The following is a 23,869-nucleotide window of genomic DNA, read 5'->3' on the forward strand; positions in this document are numbered from 1 at the left end:
GCACCGGCTTTCGCTTTGTTCAGCCCCCCCAGACGGTCGCCGGTTTGTTCGCGTGATAATCATAAAAACCCTGGAGCGTCCATGTATCGCCCTGGCGTTCAAACGCGGCGCGCCATGCGCCTCTGCCATGGCCTGGGTCTAGCCGAGCCATGTCATACCAGTAATACCTGTTGATTCTCTTGGTGGTCACCCTGCCGGCACGAATGTCGTCCATGATCTCCATGACTTTCGTCCTGGCGGTCTCGGTAAAGTTATCGTATGCCATCTGCGTTTCAGCCAGCAGGCTGGTGCCTACCGTGAACTTGTCCGGTGCGGGCGATGGCTCAGGTAAAACAGGGGTTGTGACGCTTGGCTGGGTCGCGGTCACGCGATGAGTTCGGGCCTGTGTAACAAGGTCGATGTCGAACGGCTCGTAGTTGGAGAGGGTACTCGTAAAATTTGTGATTTCTTCTTCGGTGATCAACATGACGTTTCGCCGCGTCTTGCCCCGATTGGCGATTATGTAAGGCACTCGATGGTTCCTTATCTCGGTCAGCAGCCCGGGTTTATGCCGGCGTTGCTTCTCCTCCCTGAGTGCATCGATCAGTTCGTTATAGTAGTCGGTCGAGGCCATGTAGTTGCGCTTGGCGGCTATTGCTTGCGGCTCATTTCCCGGGAATAGAGCGGTTGCCCTGGCCTCCATTTTACGCTCTACGGCCACTAACATTTCCCGGGTGTCTTTCGCTATTTTATCGATGGCTGCCCTTTTTTTCCCAGTCTTGGGGGTGATGGCCATGAAGACCGCGCCGGTAAGATTGTCCGTGATGATAGTCGTGTTCATCCGGATGGTGTCTTGGGTAAAGAACATGTTCTGATGAGCCAGTATCGTGTCATATATTTTTATTTTCTGGACGTCGGTAAGGGCTATGTTGGACACCTGTGCTTCGATGTCCATGCAACTCAGGACGACGATGCCCCAAGTGTTCATCTTGTCTAACAGCTTTCCATGGGCGGCTTTATGTCTAGCCATATTGCCCCATCCCCGACTCAAGTCTCGGATCTGTGAACGGTAAGTACTTATATCGGCTGCGCCTGTATCCGCCATGCTCTCGCTAAGGATGCGTTCGGCCAGCACCTCGGGCATCGAATTAAAAATGCCCTTTGCCGTGTTGATGGCCTCGGGGGAGGCGTTGCGATTCTTGACCAATACCCCCTCCACTAAAGCATTGTAGGTTCTCTGTTGCGGGGTCTCGGAGGGCCAACCGAGCAGGCTTTGTACCGCGCCACCACCGCGCAAGCGCTGGCGCTCTTCAACCCGCCATTCGCCCTTTTCCCACGTCACCGTGCGCTGGTTGGATCGGTTGTCTGGCGCGTAAATGATCCGCTCACCGCCCTGCACAGCTGTTTTGTAAAAACCCTGGTGCATCACCAGATACCCCTGCCCGCCGGCGTCCCTGTACCGGTTGCGCCCCTCGGGCACCAATCCCTTACCGTCAAACCCTCTGAGAACAAAGGGCTCCAACTCTGGATCGGGCATGCGGGGCAAGGACGATAGCATCGGGCGTGCCTGGCCCCGGCGCCCCACGCGGGCCATGATCAAGTCCTGCCCGGCCTCGGCGATGATCTCGCCCAGCCCACCAATAAAATCACTCGTCCACTGACGGAGGCTTCCGCTCGCATCGTCTATGGCCGAAAGCGCGGCGCCGCCCAGCATTGTCGGCAGGATCGCGCGCCCCAAAATGCCGCCCAGTTGACCTACCGGGAACATCGACATCGCCCCCGTCAGCAGCATGACGCCGTTTCGGCGCCCCTCCCTCACCGACGCGCTGTCGCGCTCGGCATTCGTCACGGTCAGCATGTCCGCCGTTTTAATCGCATGGGCTATTTGCGTTTCATGCAGCACGCTGAACAGATTCGCTTCAACCACGGGCGACGAAATTTTCACCGCGAAATCATTCTGTGCCCTGTCCTTTGCCCACCCGATCACGGACTGGGTGACTTGCTTTATCTTCTGCTCGAACGTCAGGTTTTCCGAGTTCGGTACCAGGCTGTCAAGCTGCTCGGCCTGCTCCTGCAATGGCAGATGCGAAATGAGCCAGCGGGTCATTTCCGAGGTGGCGGTGAGCGTCTGCGCCAGGGTCGTTTCCAATGCACGAGCGTTTTGCGCATCGACATCCCTGAAGTTTTTTCCGTCCGGCGCTCCCGGCGTGTACAGCGTCAGCGAGGGTCGGCTCGCCACCGTCTTCACCCCAAACGCCAGTACTTCCTTCAACACGCTATCGCCCCAGCACAACTGACGAACGACCACTTCGTGCCCGTTGACCTTACCGCGCCCCGCGGCCGTTGGGTTGTCCAGCGCCTCCAGCACCAGTTTCAGCCCGGTATTGTCGCGGTCGTGCCTCAAGTCGCCCGAGATATGGGCGGCCCATGCTTGGGCCCGCATTTGCTTCGCTTTCAGAGACATCCATTCTGCCTGGCGCTCCCGGGCTGCGAGCTGCAGCTCGGTCGCAAGCCGGGCACCGATATTGGCCCTCTCAATGACCTCTACAATCTGCGCAAAACTCAGCGGCCCTTCGACGGTAGGTTGAGGCGCATTGCGTTCGTCATCTGTCAGGTTCGACATCGCCCACTGCGTCATGGAGCGCCGATCATCGATAACCCCCCTCACGCTGCCTTGCGATATCCCGGAGCCAAACGGCGACCCGCCTGTGGGGGCGTGTGAGTCAATCAACTGCCTTCTGATATTCAGCGACACATCGTCCGGATCGACCGGTGGGTATTTCTCGCTGATGAAACCAGCCAGCAGTGTGCGGGTCCGGTCGTGAAGGGCTTCAGGGGTGGCCAGCGTCACCGGGTCTGGTGGCGGTGTATCCGCCGTGGCGCTTTGCAGATCCTGCACCGCGCGCCACCAGGCCACGCGGTCGCTGCCGATAACGTTCGGGTTGCCGTGCAGCCAGGCGCCGAGTCTTTGCAGGTTAAGCCGTAGTTCGCGTTCGTCCATGGCGGCGGCCAGGTCCAGCCTGTGCTTGACGCTCGCCGCGGCATCCAGCCTCGCCACCCAGGCAGTGATGGTCTCTCCCGCTGCCGGGCCTCTAAGTAAAGCGTCGCTCACGGCTGTTTTCTGCGCCGTTCGCAGGTCCGTGACCAAACGGGCAAGAAAGTCCTCGGCGATGGGGACGATGTCCACCTCGTCCGACGCGTCATTGTCAGCTTTCAGGCTAGTCTTCAGCGCCGCCAGGTCGCTGTACACCTCCAGCGGCCTGCCCGGCCTGTACAACAGCGCACCCCCCGGGTTGTCGAGACTGTCATGCTGCGTCAGTACCACGACGCCCGACACCAACACGTCGAACCCCCACCCTTCGGGGGTGATACTCAGGCTATACACCCCGGGCCGAACACGTTCCTCGAGCCAGGCGCGAGTCGCCGCGTCCAGTGCCGCCAGCGCACCCTCGGTAATCGCCTTGTGCATTGGCAGGCTCAGCGTTCGATCCAGCCGGTGAAGATCCGCTTGTGCCTTGAGCTGCGCACCGAACTCATAGACCAGCCAATCGCTGACAGGGGTGTCCTGGCTGCGGTCGGGCGGGCGGTCCCAGAAGTCATCCAGCGCCCGCACCAACAGCCGTTCATATGACCCTGGGGTGATGCTGATCAGTCGCTTGATTTGCTCCTTGGCGTCACGGCTGTTCAGGGAGGCCGGCCGATCGGTGACGCTGTCTTTTTCGACGACGATGTCGATGTTGCCCAATTCGAGAAAGAACTCGCGAGCACTCATTTGGCCGGCGACCGCGCGCCAGAACAGCGTGTCGAGGGGGACAGTTTCCACTGCCGTGCGTGTTAACGCTGGCCCATCGGCTGTGTGCTCGGAGTTGGCGCCGCCCTGCAGCCGGCACACGCGTATTTCTTTTACCGTCATCTTGCCCGTGAGCGCGGGGAAGGTTCTCGTGAACCAATAGTCCAGATGCTGCGCCGCCACCTTCGAGGCGCGTGGAACGGCGTCGTTCAAGTGGATCATCTGCTGCTGCGAAGCATGGAGTCGGCTTAGCAGCAGGGCGATAGCGGTGTGTAAGGGGATATTCTCCAGCATGTTCTCTTCCTGAGGGGGTTTGGAAGGAACAACGTAGTGAAGGAATACTGGGACAGGGTGGTACATATATACCGCACGTGGCGGTATCACTCCCCTTGCCACAGAAAGCGTTCTCGCCCAGCACGATGCTTACCCAAGAAACAGCCATAAAAAAAGGCCACCCAAAGGCAGCCCTTAAAAAACTAGAGAGGTTTTTTTGCTTACACAGCCGCTACAGGGCGCATGTAAGAGATTGGTGCGGTACTGGCATCTTCAAACGTCACGACTTCCCAAGCATCTTTCTGCTCAATCAACTTGCGCAGCAGCTGGTTGTTCAGTGCGTGGCCGGACTTGAAGCCCTTGAACTCACCAATCAGGCTATTGCCCAGCAGGTAGAGGTCGCCGATTGCATCGAGGATCTTGTGCTTGACGAATTCGTCTTCATAACGAAGGCCGTCTTCGTTCAGTACACCATCGGAATCGACCACGATCGCGTTTTCAACACTGCCGCCGAGTGCGAGGTTGTGCTTGCGCAGGTACTCGATGTCACTCATGAAACCAAAGGTACGGGCGCGGCTGACTTCTTTTACGAACGAAGTGCTGGAAAAATCCACGCTTGCACTTTGGGTGCGGTCACGGAAAACCGGGTGATCGAAATCGATCTCGAAGCTCACCTTGAAACCTTCGAAAGGGACGAAAGTGGCGCGCTTGTCGCCGTCTTCCACTGTCACTTCCCGCAGGATGCGGATGAACTTCTTGGCCGCGTCCTGCTCTTCCAGGCCAGCCGATTGAATCAGGAATACGAAGGGTCCGGCACTGCCATCCATGATCGGGACTTCGGACGCGGAGAGCTCGACGTAGGCGTTATCGATGCCCAGGCCAGCCATGGCCGAGAGCAAATGCTCCACCGTGTCCACTTTGGTGTCACCGTTGACCAACGTGGTCGACATAGTGGTTTCACCAACGTTTTCCGCGCGAGCAGGAATCTGCACCACAGGGTCGAGGTCGGCACGACAAAACACGATGCCGGTATCGACAGGCGCGGGCTTGAGGGTCAGATAGACCTTCTCGCCGGAGTGCAAGCCGACACCTGTGGCACGGATAATATTCTTCAGGGTGCGTTGTTTAATCATGGCATGGGCCGCTTCAGCGCAAATTGCGAACTGGTATCAACAAAGGCTGGCGATGATAGCAGACCAGACCTTTGCTGAACACCAATCACCCGTATCCCCCTGATACATTTCATCAATCGGCCTGACGACGCAGGAATGCCGGGATGTCCAGGTAATCCAGATCGTCTTGCGGATTCATCTTCGCGGCAGTCGCAGCACCGGCCTGGGCCTGGTTGCGCATGACGGTCGGACGGTCCAGGTCACGGTAGTTCACAGCCGGTTGTTCCTGACGAGCGGCCGCTTGTTGCTGTGGCTGGGAGGCCATGGTGGTTTGAACGGTGTTGTCGATCACCTTCATCGGCTTCTCGATTTTCGCGCCCAGACCGGTGGCAACTACAGTCACGTGCAGCTCGTCACGCATGTCAGGATCGATCACGGTGCCGACCTTGACCATCGCGTGGTCGGAAGCGAACGCCTCGATGATGCTACCCACGTCGGAGTACTCGCCCAGGGACAGGTCGGGACCGGCAGTGATGTTCACCAGGATGCCACGAGCGCCCTGCAGGTTCACATCTTCGAGCAGCGGGTTGCGGATGGCCGCTTCGGTGGCTTCCCGAGCACGGTTCGGACCGCTGGCGCAGCCAGTGCCCATCATCGCCATGCCCATTTCGGACATCACGGTGCGTACGTCGGCGAAGTCGACGTTGATCATGCCTGGACGCTTGATGATGTCGGAGATACCGCGAACGGCACCGGCCAGTACGTCATCGGCCTTGGCGAAAGCCGACAAGAGGCTTGCGTCTTTACCCAGGATGGTCAGCAGCTTCTCGTTGGGGATGGTGATCAACGAGTCGACGCTTTCGCTCAGCGCGCGGATGCCTTCGTCGGCGATCTGCATGCGCTTGCGGCCTTCGAACGGGAACGGACGGGTCACCACCGCAACGGTGAGGATCCCCATTTCCTTGGCCACTTCGGCAATGATCGGAGCAGCACCGGTACCGGTACCGCCGCCCATGCCAGTGGTGATGAACACCATGTTGGTGCCGGCCAGGACTTCAGCGATGCGCTCGCGGTCTTCCAGGGCAGCCTGACGGCCAACCTCGGGATTCGCGCCGGCACCCAGGCCCTTGGTCACGCCGGTACCCAGTTGCAGGATGGTCCGCGCGCCGATGTTTTTCAGCGCTTGAGCATCGGTGTTGGCGCAAATGAATTCGACGCCTTCGATGTTGCTCTTGACCATGTGGTTGACAGCGTTGCCGCCGCCACCGCCGACACCGATTACTTTGATAACCGGGCTAGCGGGGATGTTGTCTACGAGTTCGAACATTTTCCCTCTCCTTTCATTCTCTAGTTTTTTCGCCTACTGCGTTTGCCGCGTCTTCCAGCGCCAAGCCTGAAACTTGTCGCTTGAAGCTTTGAAACTGTTTAAAAGTTGCCTTTGACCCAAGCCTGGAGCCGCTCGAACAGCGGTGCCTTCGGCTCGTCGTTGCTGTAGCTGTCACGGCTGCCGATGCCCGAGAAGGAAATCCCGTCGGACTGCTTCTGCAGGCCGTACATCAACAGGCCCACGCCGGTGGAATAGATCGGATTGCGAACCACGTCATCCAGGCCCTTGACGCCATGGGGCACGCCCAGGCGCACCGGCATGTGGAAGATCTCTTCGGCCAGTTCGACCGCGCCTTCCATCTTCGAGGTACCGCCGGTCAGGACGATGCCGGCCGGGATCAGGTCTTCGTAGCCGCTGCGGCGCAATTCGGCCTGGATCAGCGTGAACAGCTCGTCGTAACGCGGCTCGACCACTTCGGCCAGGGCCTGGCGCGACAGTTCGCGCGGTGGGCGGTCGCCGACGCTTGGCACCTTGATGGTTTCACCGGCACCGGCGAGTTTCGCCAGGGCGCAGGCGTAGCGGATCTTGATTTCCTCGGCGTACTGGGTCGGGGTGCGCAACGCCATCGCGATGTCGTTGGTCACCTGGTCGCCGGCAATCGGGATCACCGCCGTATGACGGATGGCGCCTTCGGTGAAGATCGCGATGTCGGTGGTGCCGCCGCCGATGTCCACCAGGCACACGCCCAGCTCTTTCTCGTCGTCGGTCAGCACCGAGTAGGCCGAAGCCAGTTGCTCGAGGATGATGTCGTCGATTTCCAGGCCGCAGCGGCGCACACATTTCTCGATGTTCTGCGCAGCGTTCACCGCACAGGTCACCACGTGGACCTTGGCTTCCAGGCGAACGCCAGACATGCCCAAGGGCTCGCGCACGCCTTCCTGGTTATCGATCACGTAATCCTGCGGCAGGGTGTGCAACACCCGCTGGTCGGCCGGGATCGCCACGGCCTGGGCCGCGTCGAGCACGCGCTCAAGGTCGGCGGAGCTGACTTCGCGATCACGGATCGCCACGATGCCGTGGGAGTTCAGGCTGCGGATGTGATTGCCTGCCACGCCGACGAACGCCGAGTGGATCCGGCAACCGGCCATCAACTGCGCCTCTTCGATGGCGCGCTGGATCGATTGCACGGTGGACTCGATGTTCACCACCACGCCTTTTTTCAAGCCGCGGGACGGGTGTGTACCGATCCCGACGATGACCAGCGTGCCGTCGTCCGCGACTTCGCCTACCAGCGCCACCACCTTGGAAGTGCCGATATCCAGACCGACGATCATTTTCCCGCTTTGCACGTTTGCCATGGGTCCTGCCTCTTCTTAATTCTTCGCGACGGCGGGTACGGCCGTCGTCGGCGCTACAGGTTCCCGCCAGCCAACAGCCAGGCCGTTGGCGTAGCGCAGATCGATGCGCGCAATGTTCGTAATCTGTTCTTTGAGCGTCTTGTCATAGATGGCAATGAAGCGGCGCATCTTTTCCACCAGGTTGCCGCGACCGAGCAACAGCTCGATGCCCGGCCCCGAGCTGCCCGCGCCAGTGGTCAGGAACCAGCTGCCGCGCTCACGCAATTCCAGGCGCGCGATGGAGAAGCCCAGTGGCCGCAACATCTGACTCAACACCTGGTACTGCTGCATCACTTGCTGCTGGGCCCGCTGTGGGCCGAACAGTTGTGGCAAATGTTCATAGTTGGCCAGTTCCCGCGGCGTAAACGCCTGGCCCTGGTTGTTCAACAACGACTCGTCGCCCCATCGGGCCACCGGCAGTTGCTCTTCCAGACGGATCGACACCTGGTCGGGCCATACCCGGCGGACTTCGGCGTGGGCGATCCAGGGCATCTGCTCCAGCTCCGTGCGCATGCCCGCCAGGTCGATGGTGAAGAAGCTCGAGGCCACGAACGGGGCAATCCGCTGCTGCACCGCCTGCTGGCTGATGTAGCTCAGGTCGCCCTGGACGTTGATCCGGGCAATCGGCCGGTCGGCGTAAGGCAACAGCCGTTGGGCGCCTTCATAAGTACCGAACCCCAACGCCACCAGCAGCACCGGCCAGAACAGGCTCTTGAGAAAGCCAAAGTTGGCTTTCGGCAGACGCGCCGACATCGGCTCCTTGGCCACCATTCGGCTGGCACCCCGCGGCACCGGCTTGCGACCGGGTGCGGATGGCTGATGACGAAGCGATGCGCCTTGCATGGCTTAACCTCTTGGCTCTTGTTGGCCGACACTGGCGGCCAGGATCGACAGCACCAGTTGCTGGAAATCCAGGCCAGCGGCCCGGGCCGCCATCGGTACCAGGCTGTGATCGGTCATGCCGGGAGCGGTGTTGACTTCCAGGAACCAGAACTGCCCATCGGCGTCCTGCATCACGTCTGCCCGGCCCCAGCCGGCAATACCCAGCGCCTCACAGGCCTTGGCCGTGAGGTCCATCAGTTCTTTTTCCTTGGCGGCGTCCAGCCCGCAGGGAATGCGGTACTGGGTATCGTTGGCGACGTACTTGGCGTCGTAGTCGTAGAACGTGTGCGGGGTGCCCAGCGCAATCGGGGGCAACACCTGGTCACGCAGGGTGGCGATGGTGAACTCGGGACCGGTGATCCATTGTTCGACCAACACTTGCGAATCGTAGGAACTGGCGTCTTTCCATGCCGCGGTCAACTCAGGCAGCGAATTCACTTTCGCCATGCCGATACTTGAACCTTCATGGGCCGGTTTGACGATCAAAGGGAAGCCCAGTTCCGTGGCCGCCGAAATACAATCGGCCTCGGACGCCAGCACGGCGTGACGCGGCGTCGGAATGCCGAGGCTGTGCCAGACCTGCTTGGTACGCAGTTTGTCCATCGCCAGGGCGGAAGCCAGGATGCCGCTACCAGTGTAGGGAATGCCCAGGCATTCGAGCAGGCCTTGCATGCTGCCGTCTTCGCCACCGCGACCGTGCAGGATGATGAACGCACGGTCGATCTTTTCGTTCAGCAGGCGCTGCAGGAAATCGTCGCCCACATCGATGCCGAATGCGTCGACACCAGCACTTTGCAAGGCTTGCAGCACGGCGTTGCCGGACTTGAGGGACACCTCGCGCTCGGCGCTCTTGCCACCGAACAGCACGGCCACACGACCGAAAGCTTTCGGATCGAGGGTCGAGACCAGGTTAGCGTAGGCAGCAGTCATTTCAGTTTCCCCGCGCTGGAAGCCACGATGGCCCCGGCGAATAACGGACTGTTCAACAGTTTCGGGGCCAGGCCACCGATATCGCCGGCACCCTGGCACAGCAGGATGTCGCCGGCGCGCAGCAGCGGCTTGACCAGCGGCGCGAGGTCCACGCCGCGTTCGATGTAGATCGGGTCCAACTGACCGCGCTGGCGAATGCTGTGGCACAGCTGGCGGCTGTCGGCACCCGGGATTGGCTCTTCACCGGCCGGGTAGACTTCCATCAACAGCAGCACGTTGGCGTCGGCCAGTACCTGGACGAAATCGTCATACAGGTCGCGGGTGCGGCTGTAGCGGTGCGGCTGGTAGACCATCACCAGGCGGCGCTCCGGCCAGCCACCGCGTACGGCCTTGATCACCGCGGCGACTTCGGTCGGGTGATGGCCGTAGTCGTCCACCAGCATCACGTTGCCGCCGTCCACCGGCAGTTCGCCGTAGACCTGGAAACGCCGGCCCACGCCCTGGAAGCCGGACAGCCCCTGGACGATGGCTTCATCGCTGACGCCTTCGTCGGTGGCGATGCAGATGGTGGCCAAGGCGTTGAGCACGTTGTGGTTGCCGGGCATGTTCACCGACACATCCAGCGGCTCGCGATCAGGGCGCAGCACGGTGAAGAACGTCTGCATGCCCTGCTGGCGCACATTGATGGCGCGTACGTCGGCCTCTTCACCAAAACCGTAGGTCACGGTCGGACGCTTGATCAGCGGCAGGATTTCGCGCACCACCGGGTCGTCCAGGCACACCACCGCCAAACCGTAGAACGGCAGGTTGTGCAGGAACTCGACGAAGGTTTTCTTCAGCTTGTTGAAGTCACCGTCGTAGGTCGCCATGTGGTCGGCGTCGATGTTGGTCACCACGGCCACCAGCGGTTGCAGGTGCAGGAAGCTCGCGTCGCTCTCGTCGGCTTCCGCGATCAGGTAGCGGCTGGTGCCCAACTGGGCATTGGTGCCCGCGGCATTCAGCCGCCCACCGATCACGAACGTCGGGTCCAGGCCACCGGCGGCGAACACCGAAGCGATCAGACTGGTGGTGGTGGTCTTGCCGTGGGTACCGGCGACGGCGATGCCGTGGCGATAACGCATCAGCTCGGCGAGCATCTCGGCCCGTGGCACCACGGGGATGCGGCGTTCCAGGGCGGTGGCGACTTCCGGGTTGGAGGTGTTCACGGCACTGGAAACCACCAGCACGTCGGCATTGGCGGCGTTCTCGGCACGGTGGCCGATAAAGATCTGCGCGCCGAAGGATTCCAGACGCTCGGTCACCGGGGACGCTTTCAGGTCGGAACCGGAGACTTCATAGCCCAGGTTCAACAGCACTTCGGCGATCCCGCACATGCCCACGCCGCCGATTCCGACGAAGTGGATGCGGCGGATACGGCGCATTTCCGGTTGTGGCATGGCTTTGCGATTCTCAACCATGGGCCACCTCCAGGCAGGTATCGACCACTTGGGCCGTGGCATCGGGTTTGGCCAGGCGGCGTGCGGCGCGGGCCATCTCTTCAAGTCGTTGCGGCTGCATCAAAACCTCTGTCAGGCGGGCGGCAAGATCCGCGGCGCCAGTCGTTCTTTGCGGCATCAGGAAGGCAGCGCCTTCACGGGCCAAATAATCGGCGTTACGGGTCTGGTGATCGTCGATCGCGTGGGGCAAAGGCACCAGCATCGAGGGCAGACCGGCGGCAGCCAGTTCACTGATGGTCAACGCGCCTGCGCGGCAGACCACCAGGTCGGCCCAGCCATAGGCTTGGGCCATGTCTTTGATGAAAGGCTGCACCTGCGCCTCGACGCCGGCAGCGCGGTAGCGCTCGGCGGTCACTTCATCGTGGTTCTTGCCGGCCTGGTGAAACACTTCCGGACGCAGTTCGGGGGCGACCTGCGACAGGGCTTCAGGCAGCAATTTGTTCAACGGTTCTGCCCCCAGGCTTCCGCCCAGGACCAGCAAACGCGCCTTGCGTCCAGCCAGGGCCGGACGCGGTGTATCGAAAAACAGCTCGGTACGCACCGGATTACCGGTGGTACGGCGGCTGCCCGACAGGGTAAAGGTGTCGGGAAAGGCTTCACAGACCCGGGCGGCCAACGGCACCAGTAACCGATTGGCGGTACCGGCCACGGCGTTTTGTTCGTGAACGATCACCGGCACACCGGCCAATTTCGCCGCGACACCGCCAGGACCGGTCACATAACCACCGAACCCGACCACGCACACGGGCCGCAACCGACGGATGATCGCCCGCGCCTGCCAGATCGACTTGAGCAGCATCAGCGGTGCCTTGAGCAACGACAGCTTGCCTTTGCCGCGCAGGCCACTGGCGTCGATCCGGTGCAGTTCGAGGCCGGCACCTGGCACCAGTTCGTTCTCGATCCCCCGTGGCGTGCCCAGCCAGTGCACGGTATAGCCGCGCGCCTGGAACTCCCGGGCACAGGCCAGCGCCGGGAAGACATGCCCGCCGGTACCGCCCGCCATGATCAGCACGTTAGCGCCCATGAGTCGGCTCCTCGGCGAAGTCGCTCTCCTGGAATTCCATCTCTTCGCTGCCCAAATGGGTTCGACTCTCCCATTCGATACGCAACAACAAGCCGAGACAGGCGCAGCAGATCACCAGGGAGCTGCCGCCATAACTGAGGAACGGCAACGTCAGGCCCTTGGTCGGCAACAGGCCGACGTTCACGCCAATGTTGATCAGGAACTGGCCGATCCACAGGAACGACAAGCCATACGCCACGTACGCGGCAAAAAACTGCTTGGCCTTCTCGGCCCACAAACCGATGTACATGCCGCGCACGCAGACGAACACGAACAGCGCCACGGTGCACAGCGAGCCCACGACGCCCAGCTCTTCGGCCAGCACCGAGAACACGAAGTCGGTGTGCGCTTCGGGCAGGTAGAACTGCTTTTGCACGCTGTTGCCCAGGCCCACGCCCAGCCATTCGCCACGACCGAAGGCGATCAGCGCCTGGGTCAATTGATAGCCGGAACCGAACTGGTCGGCCCACGGGTCGGTAAAGGTGATCAAACGCGCCATCCGATACGGTTGCGCCTGGACCAGCACGGTCACTGCCGCCACCGCCAGCGCCACCATCAGGGTGAAACGGAACAGCCCGACGCCACCCAAAAACAGCATCGCCGCCGCCGCGCCCATCATCACCACCGTGGCGCCGAAGTCCGGCTCCATCAGCAGCAGGCCCGCCATCGGCAGCAACACGATGAACGGCTTGAAGAACCCCATCCAGCTCTCGCGCACTTCTTTCTGGCGACGCACCAGGTAACCGGCCAGGTAGATCACCACGAAGACCTTGGCGATCTCCGAAGGCTGAACGTTGAAGAAGCTGAAGCCGATCCAGCGCATCGAACCGTTGACCTCGCGGCCGATCCCCGGCAACAGCACCATCACCAACAGGCCGAAGGCACCGAGCAGCATCATCCAGCCCAGGCGCTGCCAGGTGGCGATCGGCACCATCATGGTGACGATGCACGCGCCCAAGCCGATCACCAGGTAAATCAGGTGGCGGATCATGTGGTAAAGCGTATTGCCCGACTGCACCGCGGCCACTTCGGACGATGCGGACGTGATCATCACCAGGCCCAGGCCCAGCAATGCCAGGCAACCGGCGAGCATCGGGAAATCCAGGTCGATGCCACGCCCGGTGATCAATGGCGACGGGTACGGCTTGATGATGTTCATCAGGCTCATGCCAAGTCCTCCGCCGCCCGGGCGAACAACTGCCCGCGCTCTTCGTAGTTCTTGAACATGTCGAAACTGGCGCAGGCCGGCGACAACAGCACCGCGTCGCCCGGTTGCGCGAGGGCGCGGCACTGTTGCACCGCTTCATCCAGCGAAGCGACGCGCACCAGCGGCACGGCATCGCCAAGCGCCTGGGCGATCAACTCGCGGTCGCGGCCCATCAGCACCACGGCACGGCAGTTGGCCGCCACCGGATCGCGCAGATCCTTGAAGTCGGCACCCTTGCCGTCGCCACCGGCGATCAGCACCAGTTTGCCTTCGATGTCCGCGCCCAACCCTTCGATGGCCGCCAGCGCGGCACCCACGTTAGTGGCCTTGGAATCGTTGTACCAGGCCACGCCATCGAGGTCGCGCACCCACTGGCAACGATGTTCGAGACCGGCAAAAGTACGCAGCGCCGAGAGCATGGCGTCGAACGGCAGACCGACCGCATGTCCCAAGGCCAGAGCCGCCAGGGCATTGGCCTGATTGTGGGCGCCGCGAATCTTCAGCTCGCGCACCGGCATCAGGTTCTGGAATTCGAAGGCCAGGTACTTCTCGCCATTCTCTTCGCGCAGCCCGAAGCCTTTGAAATCCGGAACGCCCAGGCCAAAGGACCAGCACGGCAGGCCCTCGCCCAGCAACGGACGGGTCAGGGCGTCCTGGCGGTTGAACACCACCTGCCGGGCGCCACGGAAGATCCGGTGCTTGGCCAGGTGATAAGCCGGCAGGCCGCTGTAGCGGTCCATGTGGTCTTCGCTGATGTTGAGCACGGTCGCCACTTCGGCACCCAGATGGTCAGTGGTTTCCAGCTGGAAGCTCGACAGCTCCATCACGTACAGCTCGACGTCGTCACTGAGCAGGTCCAGTGCCGGGGTACCGAGGTTGCCGCCCACGGCGACACGCTTGCCAGCTGCCGCGGCCATCTCGCCCACCAGGGTGGTGACGGTGCTCTTGGCATTGGAACCGCTGATGGCGACGATCGGCGCCTTGGCGTTACGCGCGAACAGCTCGATGTCGCCGGACAGTTTCACGCCACGGGCAGCCGCCGCCTGCAGGGCCGGCGTCGCCAGGGCCAGGCCGGGGCTCACGTAGAGCTCATCGGCGCGGCACAGGAATTCGACATCCAGCTCGCCACAACGCACGTCCACCTGGGGATAGTCACGGCGCAGCGTGGCCAGCTCAGGCGGATTCTCCCGCGTATCGGCCACGGCAAACGACACGCCCCGGTTCGCCAGGAAGCGAACCAGGGACATGCCGCTCTTGCCGAGGCCGACAACGATGCGGAAGTGGTCAGAAGCGATCAGGGACACTCGTTCTACCTCAGCTTCAGGGTGGCAAGGCCGATCAGCACCAGGATCACGGTGATGATCCAGAAACGGACGATCACACGCGGCTCGGGCCAGCCCTTGAGTTCAAAGTGGTGGTGGATCGGCGCCATGCGGAATACGCGGCGGCCGGTCAATTTAAAGGAAGCAACCTGAATGACGACTGACAGGGTCTCCATCACGAACACACCGCCCATGATGAACAGGACGATTTCCTGGCGAACGATGACCGCGATGGTGCCCAGGGCCGCGCCCAGCGCCAACGCGCCGACGTCGCCCATGAAGACTTGCGCCGGATAGGTGTTGAACCACAGGAAGCCCAGGCCGGCACCGATCAGCGCACCGCAGAACACGATCAGCTCGCCCGCCCCCGGTACATAAGGGATCAGCAGGTATTCGGCGAACTTCACGTTACCCGACAGGTAGCAGAAGATCCCCAGCGCACCGCCGACCATCACCGTCGGCATGATCGCCAGGCCATCGAGGCCGTCGGTGAGGTTGACCGCGTTGCTCGAACCGACGATCACCAGGTAGGTCAACACGACGAAACCGGCGCCCAGCGGGATGCTGTAATCCTTGAGCATCGGCAGGATCAGGGTGGTTTCCACCGGCGAGGCGGCGGTCATATAAAGGAAGATCGCCGCGCCGAGGCCGAACACCGACTGCCAGAAGTATTTCCAGCGGCTTGGCAGGCCACGGGAGTTCTTCTCGATGACCTTGCGATAGTCGTCGACCCAACCGATGGCGCCGAACAGCAGGGTCACCAACAGCACGACCCAGACGTAACGGTTCGCCAGGTCGGCCCAGAGCACGGTACTGATGCCAATGGACGACAGGATCAGCGCGCCGCCCATGGTCGGGGTGCCGGATTTGGACAGGTGCGACTGCGGGCCGTCGTTACGCACCGACTGGCCAATTTGCAGGTTCTGCAGGGTGCGGATCATCCACGGGCCCAGGAACAGCGACAACGACAGCGCGGTCAGCACACCCAGGATCCCGCGCAGGGTCAGGTACTGGAAGACCGCGAAGCCTTTGTGGAACTGTTGCAGGTACTCCGCTAGCAGCAGCAGCATTAATGTTTCTCCATACGGGTGCCGCACAGCGCCGCGACGACGTTTTCCATCGCTGCACTGCGTGAGCCCTTGATCAATAAGGTGGTGTTCGGGTCTTGCTCGGCGCCCAGGGCCTGGATCAGCTCGGCCTGAGTGGTGAAATGCTGTGCGTGTTCGCCAAACGCCGCGACCGCGTGGACCATCATCGGGCCGACGGCATACAGCGCATCGACTTTGCCGCGCGCATAGGCACCGACATCGTGATGGCCCTGTTGCGCCCACTCGCCCAGTTCGCCGATATCCCCCAGCACCAGCACGGTACGGCCGGAGAAACCGGCGAGGATATCCACCGCCGCGCACATGGACGTCGGGTTGGCGTTGTAGGTGTCGTCGATCACGCGCATGCCGTTGCTGGCCAGTTGCGCGACGGAGCGTCCCTTGACCGGCTGTACGGCGTTCAGCCCGGCGACGATGCCTGGCAGCGACACGCCCAGGGCATGAGCGGCGGCGGCGGCGGCCAGGGCATTGGCCACGTTATGGGTGCCGAGCAGATTCAACTGGACCCGCTCGGCGCCATCGGGGCTGTGCAGGTTGAAGGCCGGGCAGCCACGGGCATCGCGGTCCAGGTCGCTGGCGTAGAAATTCGCGGCGAGGTTGCTCAGGGCGAAGGTCAACACCTTGCGCTCACCCGCCCGGGTCTTCCAGATTTCAAAGGCCTTGTCGTCGAGATTCAGCACGGCGACGCCATCGGCATCCAGCCCTTCGATGATCTCGCCCTTGGCCTCGACGATTTTTTCCGGGCCGCCGAACTCGCCGACATGGGCGGTCCCGGCGTTGTTGAGTACCGCCACATGGGGCTTGGTCATGGCCACGGTGTAGGCAATCTCACCCAGCCGCGAAGCCCCCAGTTCAATGACCGCTGCGCTATGCTCCGGCGCCAGTTCCAGCAGGGTCAGCGGCACGCCGAGGTCGTTGTTCAGGTTGCCACGGGTCGCCAGCACCGGACCGCGGGTGCGCAGAATGCTGGCAAGCATTTCCTTGACCGTGGTCTTGCCGCTGGAGCCGGTGATGGCCGCGACCGGATTGCCAAACGCCGCGCGGTTCAGCGCACCGAGCTGGCCCAGGGCCTGGCGGGTGTCGTTGACCAACAACTGCGGCAACGTGCTGTTGGTCACTTCCCGCTCGACCAACGCCGCGACCGCACCTTTGCCCGCGACCTCGTTCAAGTAATCGTGACCATCGAAGCGCGGCCCGGCCAGGGCGACAAACAGTTGTCCCGGGGCGATGGCGCGACTGTCGATGCTGACGCCATCGAAGGAAGCGTCCGCAGCAAGCAGGCGCCCATTCAGGGCGTTGGTCAGTTCGCTGAGTTTCAGGGCCTTAAGCATGGGCCACCTCCCATGCGGTCAGGGCGTGATCGGCTTCCACCAGATCGGAGAAAGCATGGCGTTCGCCGTTGATTTCCTGATAGTCCTCGTGGCCCTTGCCGGCCAGGACGATGACGTCGTCCGCCGAAGCGCTGGCAATCAACTGGGCGATGGCCTGGCCGCGACCGGCCACGAAGGTGACGTTATCCACCGCCGAGAAGCCGGCACGGATGTCGTCGAAAATCCGCAGTGGGTCTTCGGTACGTGGATTGTCATCGGTGACCAACACACCGTCGGCCAGCCGCTCGACCACCTCGGCCATCAACGGGCGCTTGCCGCGATCACGATCGCCGCCGCAGCCAAACAGGCACAGCAACTTGCCTTTGGCGTGAGGCCGCAGGGCCATCAAGACTTTTTCCAGGGCATCGGGGGTATGGGCGTAGTCGACCACCACCAGCGGTTGCGTTCCGCCACCCAAGCGCTGCATGCGACCGGCCGGGCCTTCGAGCTTCGGCAAGACCTTGAGGATTTCGTCCAACGCGTAGTCCAGGCCGAGCAAGGCGCCGATGGCGGCCAATACGTTGCTCAGGTTGAAGCGACCCAGCAAGGTGCTGCGCAGATGATGCTCGCCTTGGGGCGTGACCAGCGTGGCGCGAACACCTTCGTCAGTGAACTGCGCCTGGCGTACATAAAGGTAGGCGCTGGCATCTTCCAGGCTGTAGGTAATCAACCGGGACTCGCGCTTTTCGGCAGCCAATTGCCGACCGAACTCGTCATCGAGGTTGATGACCCGGCATTTCAAATCATTCCAGGCGAACAGCTTGGCCTTGGCTTCGCCGTAGGCCTGCATGGTGCCGTGGTAATCCAGGTGATCCCGGGACAGGTTGGTCAACACCGCGACATCGAATGCCAGCGCGGTCACACGACCCTGGTCCAGGCCATGGGAAGAGACTTCCATCGCAATGGCCTTGGCACCGGCCTTCTTCAAGTCCGCCAGGGTCGCTTGTACGGCAATCGGGTTCGGCGTGGTGTGCAGGCCACTTTCCAGTGCGCCATGGAAACCATTGCCCAGGGTCCCGACAATGCCGCAATGCTGGCCGAGCAGATCCAGGGCCTGGGCCACCAGTTGGGTGACGCTGGTCTTGCCGTTGGTACCGGTCACGCCAATCAGGTTCAGGTGACGGCTCGGGTCGCCATAGAAACGCCCGGCGATGTCCGACAGCTGTGCCGCCAGGCCCTTGACTGGAATCAGCGGAACGTCAGTGATCGGCAGCACGGTCGCGCCTTGCACTTCATAAGCCACGGCCGCCGCACCGCGCTTGAGGGCATCGGCGATGTGGGCGCGACCATCGAAACGCGCGCCCGGCACCGCCAGGAACAGGTCTCCGGCACGTACATTGCGGCTATCCAGGGCCAACTCGCGAATCAACAGATCGTGACCGGCATGGGCAAAAATCTTGTTCAGGCTCAGGGACATCAGCCACGCCCTCCTTCGGCTTTCAAGGGAACGACCGGTGCGGTATTGGCCTGCTGGGTCGGCGGCAGGTTATCCGGGGTAATGTTCATCAGGCGCAGGGTGCCGGACATCACTTTGCTGAACACCGGTGCCGAAACCAGGCCACCGAAGTAGCCCGCCTTGCTCGGTTCATCAATGACCACGACGATGGCGTAGCGCGGGTCGCTCATCGGGCCGAAACCGGCAAACAGCGAACGGTAGGAGTTCTCGGCGTAGCCTTTGGTGCCCACGGAGGTCTTGCGCGCGGTACCCGATTTACCTGCCACATGATAAGCCGGCACTTGGGCGCGGTAGACGCCGCGTGGCGCCTCGATCACCTGTTGCAGCATGCCCTGCATGGTCTTGGCGACGTTCTCCGGGATCACCTGGGTGGTCTGCGGTGCCTTGTCGGTTTTGATCAGCGTCAGCGGAGCGATACGGCCATTGTTGGCCAGCGCGGAAAATGCGTGGACCAGTTGGATCGCCGTCACGGAAACACCGTAGCCGTAGGACAGGGTGGCCGTTTCAGCCTTGCGCCAGTCGCGGTAGTTCGGCAGGTTGCCGACACGCTCGCCCGGGAAGCCCAGGCCGGTGTCCTGGCCGAGGCCGATCTTCTGGGCCAGGCGATAAATCGTCTCGCCGCCGATATCGAAGGCGATCTTGCTCATGCCGACGTTACTGGAATTGATCAGGATGCCGGTCAGGTCGAGCACCGGGCCTTCGGTCTTGGACACGTCACGAATAGTGTACTTGCCGATCTGCAAGGTGCCCGGATACACCTCGACGGTGTCGCTCGGTTTCCAGCGCCCGGTTTCCAGGGCTGCAGCCATGGACACGGCTTTCATGGTCGAGCCCGGCTCGAACACGTCGATCATCGCGCGGTTGCGCATCATCGCAGGTTGCAGGTTGCGGCGGTTGTTCGGGTTGTAGGTCGGCTGGTTGACCATGGCCAGGATCTCGCCGGTCTTCACATCCATGATCACCAGGCTGCCGGCCTTGGCACCGTTCTCTACGATGGCATTGCGCAGTTCACGGTTGGCCAGGTATTGCAGGCGCAGGTCAATGGACAACGCCAAGGGCTTTCCGGCCTTGGCGTTTTTTGTAACCTGGACATCCTTGATCAGCCGTCCGCGCCGGTCCTTGATGACCTGGCGCTTGCCGGCGACCCCGGCGAGCCATTCGTCATAGGCCAGTTCGACACCTTCCCGACCTCGATCATCGATGTCGGTGAACCCGACCATGTGGGCCGTGACTTCACCGGCTGGGTAGAAACGCCGGAACTCTTCGATGCCGTAGACGCCCGGCACTTTAAGGTCGAGCACGCTCTGGCCCTGCTCGGGGGTCAACCCGCGCACCAGATAGATGAATTCCTTGTTGGCCTGGGCTTCGAGGCGCTCGGCCAGGGCCTTGGGATCCTGCCCGAGAGCGGCGGCCAGTGCCGGCCATTTTTCCTTGGCCAGTTGCATTTCCTTGGCGTTGGCCCACAGGGTGGTCACCGGGGTACTCACGGCCAGGGGTTCGCCATTGCGGTCGGTGATCAGGCCACGGTGAGCCGGGATCGGAATGTGCCGCACGCTGCGGGCATCGCCCTGCCCCTTGAGGAAATCACGGTCGACGACCTGCAGGTCGATGATGCGCCACGAAATCGCCGCCACCATGATCCCGAGCAGGCCCAAAACCAGACGAAACCGCCACGGGAACAGCGCCCCTTCGAGTTTCATCATGGCGCCACCATCTGCACTTCGGCGGCGCCGGGAATGCGCATTTTCAGTTGTTCGGTGGCCAATACTTCGATGCGGCTATGGGCGGTCCAGGTGCTCTGCTCCAGGATCAACCGGCCCCACTCGGCCTGCGCTTTATCGCGCACGCTCAGTTCGTTGTAGAGGGTATTGAGCAACTGCCGGTTCCAGTGCGCGCTATAGGACACGGCGATGGCCGACACGAGCACGCCGATAAACAGCAGCAGCATGAAAAAGCTGCCGCCGGGCAGGGGCTTGGCGAAGAGCTTGCTCACCGCAACTTCTCCGCGACACGCATGACGGCGCTACGGGCGCGTGGGTTGGCCTTGAGCTCGGCTTCGGAAGCGAACTGCGCTTTGCCATGGATCTTGATTTTCGGCACGAAGGCTTCGAAACGCACCGGCAGGTTGCGCGGCAGGTTATCGGCTTCGCCCTTGGTGAGTTTGCGCATGAACAGCTTGACGATGCGGTCTTCCAGGGAATGGAAGCTGATCACTACCAGCCGACCGCCGATCTCCAGTGCCTCAAGCGCCGCTTCGAGACCGACTTCCAGATCGCCCAGCTCGTTATTGACGTGGATACGCAAGCCCTGGAAAGCACGGGTCGCCGGGTTCTTGCCCTTCTCCCAGGCCGGGTTGGCAACTTTCAGTACTTCGGCCAGATCGCCGGTGCGCTCGAAAGGCTTGATGTCGCGACGCTCGACCACGGCACGGGCCATACGGCCGGAGAAACGCTCCTCACCGTATTCCTTGAAGACACGGGCGATTTCTTCCACCGGGGCAGTGTTGACAAATTCGGCAGCGCTGATGCCACGGGACGGGTCCATGCGCATATCCAGCGGGCCATCATTGAGGAAACTGAAGCCGCGCTCCGGGTCATCCAGTTGTGGCGAAGACACGCCCAGGTCGAGCAGCACGCCACTGACCTTGCCGGCCAGGCCACGCTCGGCGACTTCCGAACCCAACTCGGCAAAGCTGCGCTGCACAACGACAAAGCGGCCGTCTTCGGCCGCCAGCGCTTGCCCGGTGGCAATCGCTTGAGGATCCTTGTCGAATCCAAGCAACCGGCCGCCCGGCCCCAGCTTGCTGAGAATCAACCGGCTGTGCCCGCCACGTCCGAACGTGCCGTCCAGATAGCAGCCATCAGGACGTACGGCGAGAGCCTCGACGGCTTCGTCAAGCAGTACGGTGATGTGGTTAAAGCCGCTATCAATAGTCACAGGATCAAATCACGCAGTTCATCAGGCATGGCGCCCGGTTGTTGAATAGCAGCGAGGTCGGCGGCAGAAACCGCATTCCAGGCATCTTCGTCCCACAGCTGGAACTTGTTCAGTTGGCCCACCAGCATCGCGCGCTTGTCCAACTTGGCGTATTCGCGCAGGCGCGGCGGCACCAGGAAACGACCGCTGCCATCGAGCTCGAGGTCGACGGCATTACCAATCAGCAAGCGTTGCAGGCGACGGTTTTCTTCACGCAGCGAAGGCAGTGCGCGCAGTTTGGTTTCGATGATTTCCCACTCATCCAGAGGGTAAACACACAAACATGGATCAACAGCGTCGATCGTGACGATTAACTGCCCCGAACTTCGCGAAACGAGCTCGTCACGATACCGGCTCGGCATGGCGAGACGGCCTTTTGCATCGAGACTGATAGCGTTAGCTCCGCGAAACACGTCAGCGTTTCTCCACTTTTTGGCGTTTTACCTTCAAAAAAACCCACTTCATGCCACTTTCCGCCACTTGCGCACACTATAGGAATGCGCCCACCGCACCGTCAAGGCGCGGATTGAAGGAAAAGCCTTATAGATCGGAGATTTAGGAGCGTTTCAGGAGGGGTAACAAGAATCTGACGTAGGAAATTTCGCCTCAACCCGAGGAAGCACAGGAGGCTGCGCGCACAAGTTAAAGTGATTTGTTAAGAGTAAGATTTTTTTGGTATTAGGAACTGCGTCTGCCAGTGATTCCGGCAGGGAGGGAAAAGGTGGAGAGTCGATCTGTAAGCCGGGTTCTGTCTTGAACAGTCATTCGTCTACGATGGCCATCACTGGACATCTTTAGCAACCTACCCGGTCCCAGCGCGGGCCACGCCTTGGGACCCTATTTGGTCTTGCTCCAAGTGGGGTTTACCTAGCCACGAACTGTTGCCAGACGTGCGGTGCGCTCTTACCGCACCTTTTCACCCTTACCGGCGCCGAAGCGCTTAGGCGGTTATTTTCTGTGGCACTTTCCGTAGGCTCACGCCTCCCAGGCATTACCTGGCACTTCGCCCTATGGAGCCCGGACTTTCCTCCCCCCCCTAATTCTCATAGAGGGCAGCGACTGTCCAATCGACTCTCCGCCGCGAAGGTTAACGGTAGAGCGCCCGAAGAACAAGCGCTAAAAGCCTTGGGCCAGCCCCATATCCCGGTTTCACTGGCCTTTCTGTTTTTCCAGCGCGACCTGATACAGCACGTTCTTGCGCTCGCCAGTGATCTGCGCAGCAAGGGCAGCGGCGCGCTTGAGGGGCATCTCCTCAAGCAACAGGTTCAGGACGCGCATCGCCTCGCTGCTGACAGCGTCTTCACTTTCCGGCGCTGTCCACCCGGCCACTAGCACGACGCACTCGCCGCGCTGCTGGTTGCTGTCGCTTTCGACAAAAGCTCGCAACTCGGCCAGCGGCAGGCCCTTCAGGGTTTCAAACGTCTTGGTCAGCTCACGAGCCAACAGTGCCGGACGCTCGGGACCAAACACCAACTCCATGTCTTGCAGGCATTCCAGAATGCGGTGCGGCGCTTCATAGAAGATCAGCGTGCGCGGCTCCTCCTTTATAGCATCCAGACGGGCGCGCCGCCCCACCGCCTTGGCCGGCAGGAAACCTTCGAAGATGAACCGGTCCGACGGCAGGCCCGCCGCCGACAGTGCAGCGATCAATGCGCAGGCGCCCGGCACCGGAACCACATTGATGCCAGCGGCCCGAGCCTGGCGCACCAGGTGATAGCCAGGATCGGAAATCAGCGGCGTCCCTGCATCGGAAATCAGCGCGACGTTATCGCCCGCCAATAGCCGGGTAATGAAACGGCTGCCCTCGTCGCGCTCATTGTGCTCATGGCAGGCCGCCAATGGCGTGGAAATACCGAAATGCTGCAGCAGGCGTTGGGAGTGGCGCGTGTCTTCCGCCGCGATCAGCGCAACCTCCTGCAGGATTTTCAGCGCCCGAGCACTGATATCGTCCAGGTTGCCGATGGGCGTCGCCACCACATAAAGCGAGCCGGCAGCGGAATTCAAAGCACCTGGAGCAGTCAAAGCGCACACCTCATGATCGGTAAAAACCGCCATTGTAGCGTGTGTAGATCATCTCAGCGGTTCACATCAGCCACAGGTTAGTGCCGCCGCCTGAGCGAGCAGCGTCTTTTGTGCTGCACCGCACCCTTTGAAATACCTAAATTGATCGATTCACACCACTA

The 23,869-nt window shown here is 61.7% G+C and carries 18 protein-coding genes and 1 other RNA gene; all 19 read right to left on the reverse strand.

Going from position 1 to position 23,869, the window contains the following annotated elements; genetic code table 11:
* Positions 1 to 19: 19 nt before the first annotated feature.
* The 19 genes from PSH86_RS24855 to rsmI all read right to left on the reverse strand — a co-directional run bounded on the left by PSH86_RS24855 (position 20) and on the right by rsmI (position 23,741).
* Positions 20 to 4,063 (reverse strand): dermonecrotic toxin domain-containing protein, encoded by a 4,044-nt coding sequence (locus PSH86_RS24855; RefSeq protein WP_305485575.1) that lies wholly within the window; start codon positions 4,061 to 4,063, stop codon positions 20 to 22.
* A 200-nt stretch (positions 4,064 to 4,263) separates the two neighbouring features.
* The gene (lpxC, locus tag PSH86_RS24860) at positions 4,264 to 5,175 is read right to left on the reverse strand and encodes a UDP-3-O-acyl-N-acetylglucosamine deacetylase (protein ID WP_030139673.1); all 912 of its coding nucleotides are present in this window, start codon (positions 5,173 to 5,175) and stop codon (positions 4,264 to 4,266) included.
* 112 nt (positions 5,176 to 5,287) lie between these two features.
* On the reverse strand, positions 5,288 to 6,481 hold the full coding sequence (gene ftsZ, locus PSH86_RS24865) for a cell division protein FtsZ (RefSeq protein ID WP_109754807.1): 1,194 nt from the start codon (positions 6,479 to 6,481) through the stop codon (positions 5,288 to 5,290).
* Positions 6,482 to 6,579: 98 nt separating this feature from the next.
* Positions 6,580 to 7,839, reverse strand: a complete 1,260-nt coding sequence (gene ftsA, locus PSH86_RS24870) for a cell division protein FtsA (protein ID WP_003178237.1) — start codon at positions 7,837 to 7,839, stop codon at positions 6,580 to 6,582.
* 15 nt (positions 7,840 to 7,854) lie between these two features.
* Complete coding sequence (locus tag PSH86_RS24875) at positions 7,855 to 8,721, reverse strand: cell division protein FtsQ/DivIB (protein ID WP_030139675.1); 867 nt, start codon at positions 8,719 to 8,721, stop codon at positions 7,855 to 7,857.
* Positions 8,722 to 8,724: 3 nt separating this feature from the next.
* Positions 8,725 to 9,690 carry a D-alanine--D-alanine ligase gene (locus PSH86_RS24880; RefSeq protein ID WP_109754808.1) on the reverse strand — a complete coding sequence of 322 codons (966 nt, stop codon included), beginning with the start codon at positions 9,688 to 9,690 and terminating at the stop codon, positions 8,725 to 8,727.
* Positions 9,687 to 11,147 carry a UDP-N-acetylmuramate--L-alanine ligase gene (murC, locus tag PSH86_RS24885; RefSeq protein WP_109754809.1) on the reverse strand — a complete coding sequence of 487 codons (1,461 nt, stop codon included), beginning with the start codon at positions 11,145 to 11,147 and terminating at the stop codon, positions 9,687 to 9,689. Before murC ends, PSH86_RS24880 begins: the two co-directional genes overlap by 4 nt.
* Positions 11,140 to 12,210 (reverse strand): undecaprenyldiphospho-muramoylpentapeptide beta-N-acetylglucosaminyltransferase, encoded by a 1,071-nt coding sequence (gene murG / locus PSH86_RS24890; protein ID WP_109754810.1) that lies wholly within the window; start codon positions 12,208 to 12,210, stop codon positions 11,140 to 11,142. The genes murC and murG overlap by 8 nt, the downstream gene beginning before the upstream one ends.
* On the reverse strand, positions 12,200 to 13,417 hold the full coding sequence (gene ftsW, locus PSH86_RS24895; RefSeq protein ID WP_109754811.1) for a putative lipid II flippase FtsW: 1,218 nt from the start codon (positions 13,415 to 13,417) through the stop codon (positions 12,200 to 12,202). Before ftsW ends, murG begins: the two co-directional genes overlap by 11 nt.
* On the reverse strand, positions 13,414 to 14,760 hold the full coding sequence (murD, locus tag PSH86_RS24900) for a UDP-N-acetylmuramoyl-L-alanine--D-glutamate ligase (RefSeq protein WP_109754812.1): 1,347 nt from the start codon (positions 14,758 to 14,760) through the stop codon (positions 13,414 to 13,416). Before murD ends, ftsW begins: the two co-directional genes overlap by 4 nt.
* 5 nt (positions 14,761 to 14,765) lie before the next feature.
* Positions 14,766 to 15,848 (reverse strand): phospho-N-acetylmuramoyl-pentapeptide-transferase, encoded by a 1,083-nt coding sequence (mraY, locus tag PSH86_RS24905; RefSeq protein WP_109754813.1) that lies wholly within the window; start codon positions 15,846 to 15,848, stop codon positions 14,766 to 14,768.
* Complete coding sequence (gene murF, locus PSH86_RS24910) at positions 15,848 to 17,215, reverse strand: UDP-N-acetylmuramoyl-tripeptide--D-alanyl-D-alanine ligase (protein WP_163856821.1); 1,368 nt, start codon at positions 17,213 to 17,215, stop codon at positions 15,848 to 15,850. Before murF ends, mraY begins: the two co-directional genes overlap by 1 nt.
* Positions 17,208 to 18,671, reverse strand: a complete 1,464-nt coding sequence (locus PSH86_RS24915; protein ID WP_109754815.1) for a UDP-N-acetylmuramoyl-L-alanyl-D-glutamate--2,6-diaminopimelate ligase — start codon at positions 18,669 to 18,671, stop codon at positions 17,208 to 17,210. Before PSH86_RS24915 ends, murF begins: the two co-directional genes overlap by 8 nt.
* The gene (locus tag PSH86_RS24920) at positions 18,671 to 20,410 is read right to left on the reverse strand and encodes a penicillin-binding protein 2 (protein ID WP_162893922.1); all 1,740 of its coding nucleotides are present in this window, start codon (positions 20,408 to 20,410) and stop codon (positions 18,671 to 18,673) included. The genes PSH86_RS24915 and PSH86_RS24920 overlap by 1 nt, the downstream gene beginning before the upstream one ends.
* Positions 20,410 to 20,703 (reverse strand): cell division protein FtsL, encoded by a 294-nt coding sequence (ftsL, locus tag PSH86_RS24925; RefSeq protein ID WP_003178214.1) that lies wholly within the window; start codon positions 20,701 to 20,703, stop codon positions 20,410 to 20,412. Before ftsL ends, PSH86_RS24920 begins: the two co-directional genes overlap by 1 nt.
* Complete coding sequence (gene rsmH, locus PSH86_RS24930) at positions 20,700 to 21,647, reverse strand: 16S rRNA (cytosine(1402)-N(4))-methyltransferase RsmH (protein WP_162893864.1); 948 nt, start codon at positions 21,645 to 21,647, stop codon at positions 20,700 to 20,702. The genes ftsL and rsmH overlap by 4 nt, the downstream gene beginning before the upstream one ends.
* Positions 21,644 to 22,099: a division/cell wall cluster transcriptional repressor MraZ gene (mraZ, locus tag PSH86_RS24935; RefSeq protein ID WP_003205355.1), complete on the reverse strand. Its 456-nt coding sequence runs from the start codon at positions 22,097 to 22,099 to the stop codon at positions 21,644 to 21,646. The genes rsmH and mraZ overlap by 4 nt, the downstream gene beginning before the upstream one ends.
* 308 nt (positions 22,100 to 22,407) lie before the next feature.
* Positions 22,408 to 22,761: RNase P RNA component class A (gene rnpB, locus PSH86_RS24940), an RNA gene on the reverse strand.
* Positions 22,762 to 22,835: 74 nt separating this feature from the next.
* The gene (gene rsmI, locus PSH86_RS24945) at positions 22,836 to 23,741 is read right to left on the reverse strand and encodes a 16S rRNA (cytidine(1402)-2'-O)-methyltransferase (RefSeq protein ID WP_109754816.1); all 906 of its coding nucleotides are present in this window, start codon (positions 23,739 to 23,741) and stop codon (positions 22,836 to 22,838) included.
* Positions 23,742 to 23,869 lie beyond the last annotated feature (128 nt).

This window comes from Pseudomonas sp. FP2300, assembly GCF_030687595.1.
Taxonomy (GTDB): domain Bacteria; phylum Pseudomonadota; class Gammaproteobacteria; order Pseudomonadales; family Pseudomonadaceae; genus Aquipseudomonas; species Aquipseudomonas bijieensis.

Coding starts and splice junctions, on each gene's coding strand:
- ftsZ (WP_109754807.1), bottom strand. CDS start 6,481: ATGTTCGAACTCGTAGACAACATCCCCGCTAGCCCGGTTATCAAAGTA.
- PSH86_RS24875 (WP_030139675.1), bottom strand. CDS start 8,721: ATGCAAGGCGCATCGCTTCGTCATCAGCCATCCGCACCCGGTCGCAAG.
- lpxC (WP_030139673.1), bottom strand. CDS start 5,175: ATGATTAAACAACGCACCCTGAAGAATATTATCCGTGCCACAGGTGTC.
- PSH86_RS24915 (WP_109754815.1), bottom strand. CDS start 18,671: ATGTCCCTGAGCCTGAACAAGATTTTTGCCCATGCCGGTCACGATCTG.
- PSH86_RS24920 (WP_162893922.1), bottom strand. CDS start 20,410: ATGAAACTCGAAGGGGCGCTGTTCCCGTGGCGGTTTCGTCTGGTTTTG.
- rsmI (WP_109754816.1), bottom strand. CDS start 23,741: ATGGCGGTTTTTACCGATCATGAGGTGTGCGCTTTGACTGCTCCAGGT.
- murG (WP_109754810.1), bottom strand. CDS start 12,210: ATGGGCGCTAACGTGCTGATCATGGCGGGCGGTACCGGCGGGCATGTC.
- ftsA (WP_003178237.1), bottom strand. CDS start 7,839: ATGGCAAACGTGCAAAGCGGGAAAATGATCGTCGGTCTGGATATCGGC.
- PSH86_RS24880 (WP_109754808.1), bottom strand. CDS start 9,690: ATGACTGCTGCCTACGCTAACCTGGTCTCGACCCTCGATCCGAAAGCT.
- murF (WP_163856821.1), bottom strand. CDS start 17,215: ATGCTTAAGGCCCTGAAACTCAGCGAACTGACCAACGCCCTGAATGGG.
- PSH86_RS24855 (WP_305485575.1), bottom strand. CDS start 4,063: ATGCTGGAGAATATCCCCTTACACACCGCTATCGCCCTGCTGCTAAGC.
- mraY (WP_109754813.1), bottom strand. CDS start 15,848: ATGCTGCTGCTGCTAGCGGAGTACCTGCAACAGTTCCACAAAGGCTTC.
- ftsW (WP_109754811.1), bottom strand. CDS start 13,417: ATGAGCCTGATGAACATCATCAAGCCGTACCCGTCGCCATTGATCACC.
- murC (WP_109754809.1), bottom strand. CDS start 11,147: ATGGTTGAGAATCGCAAAGCCATGCCACAACCGGAAATGCGCCGTATC.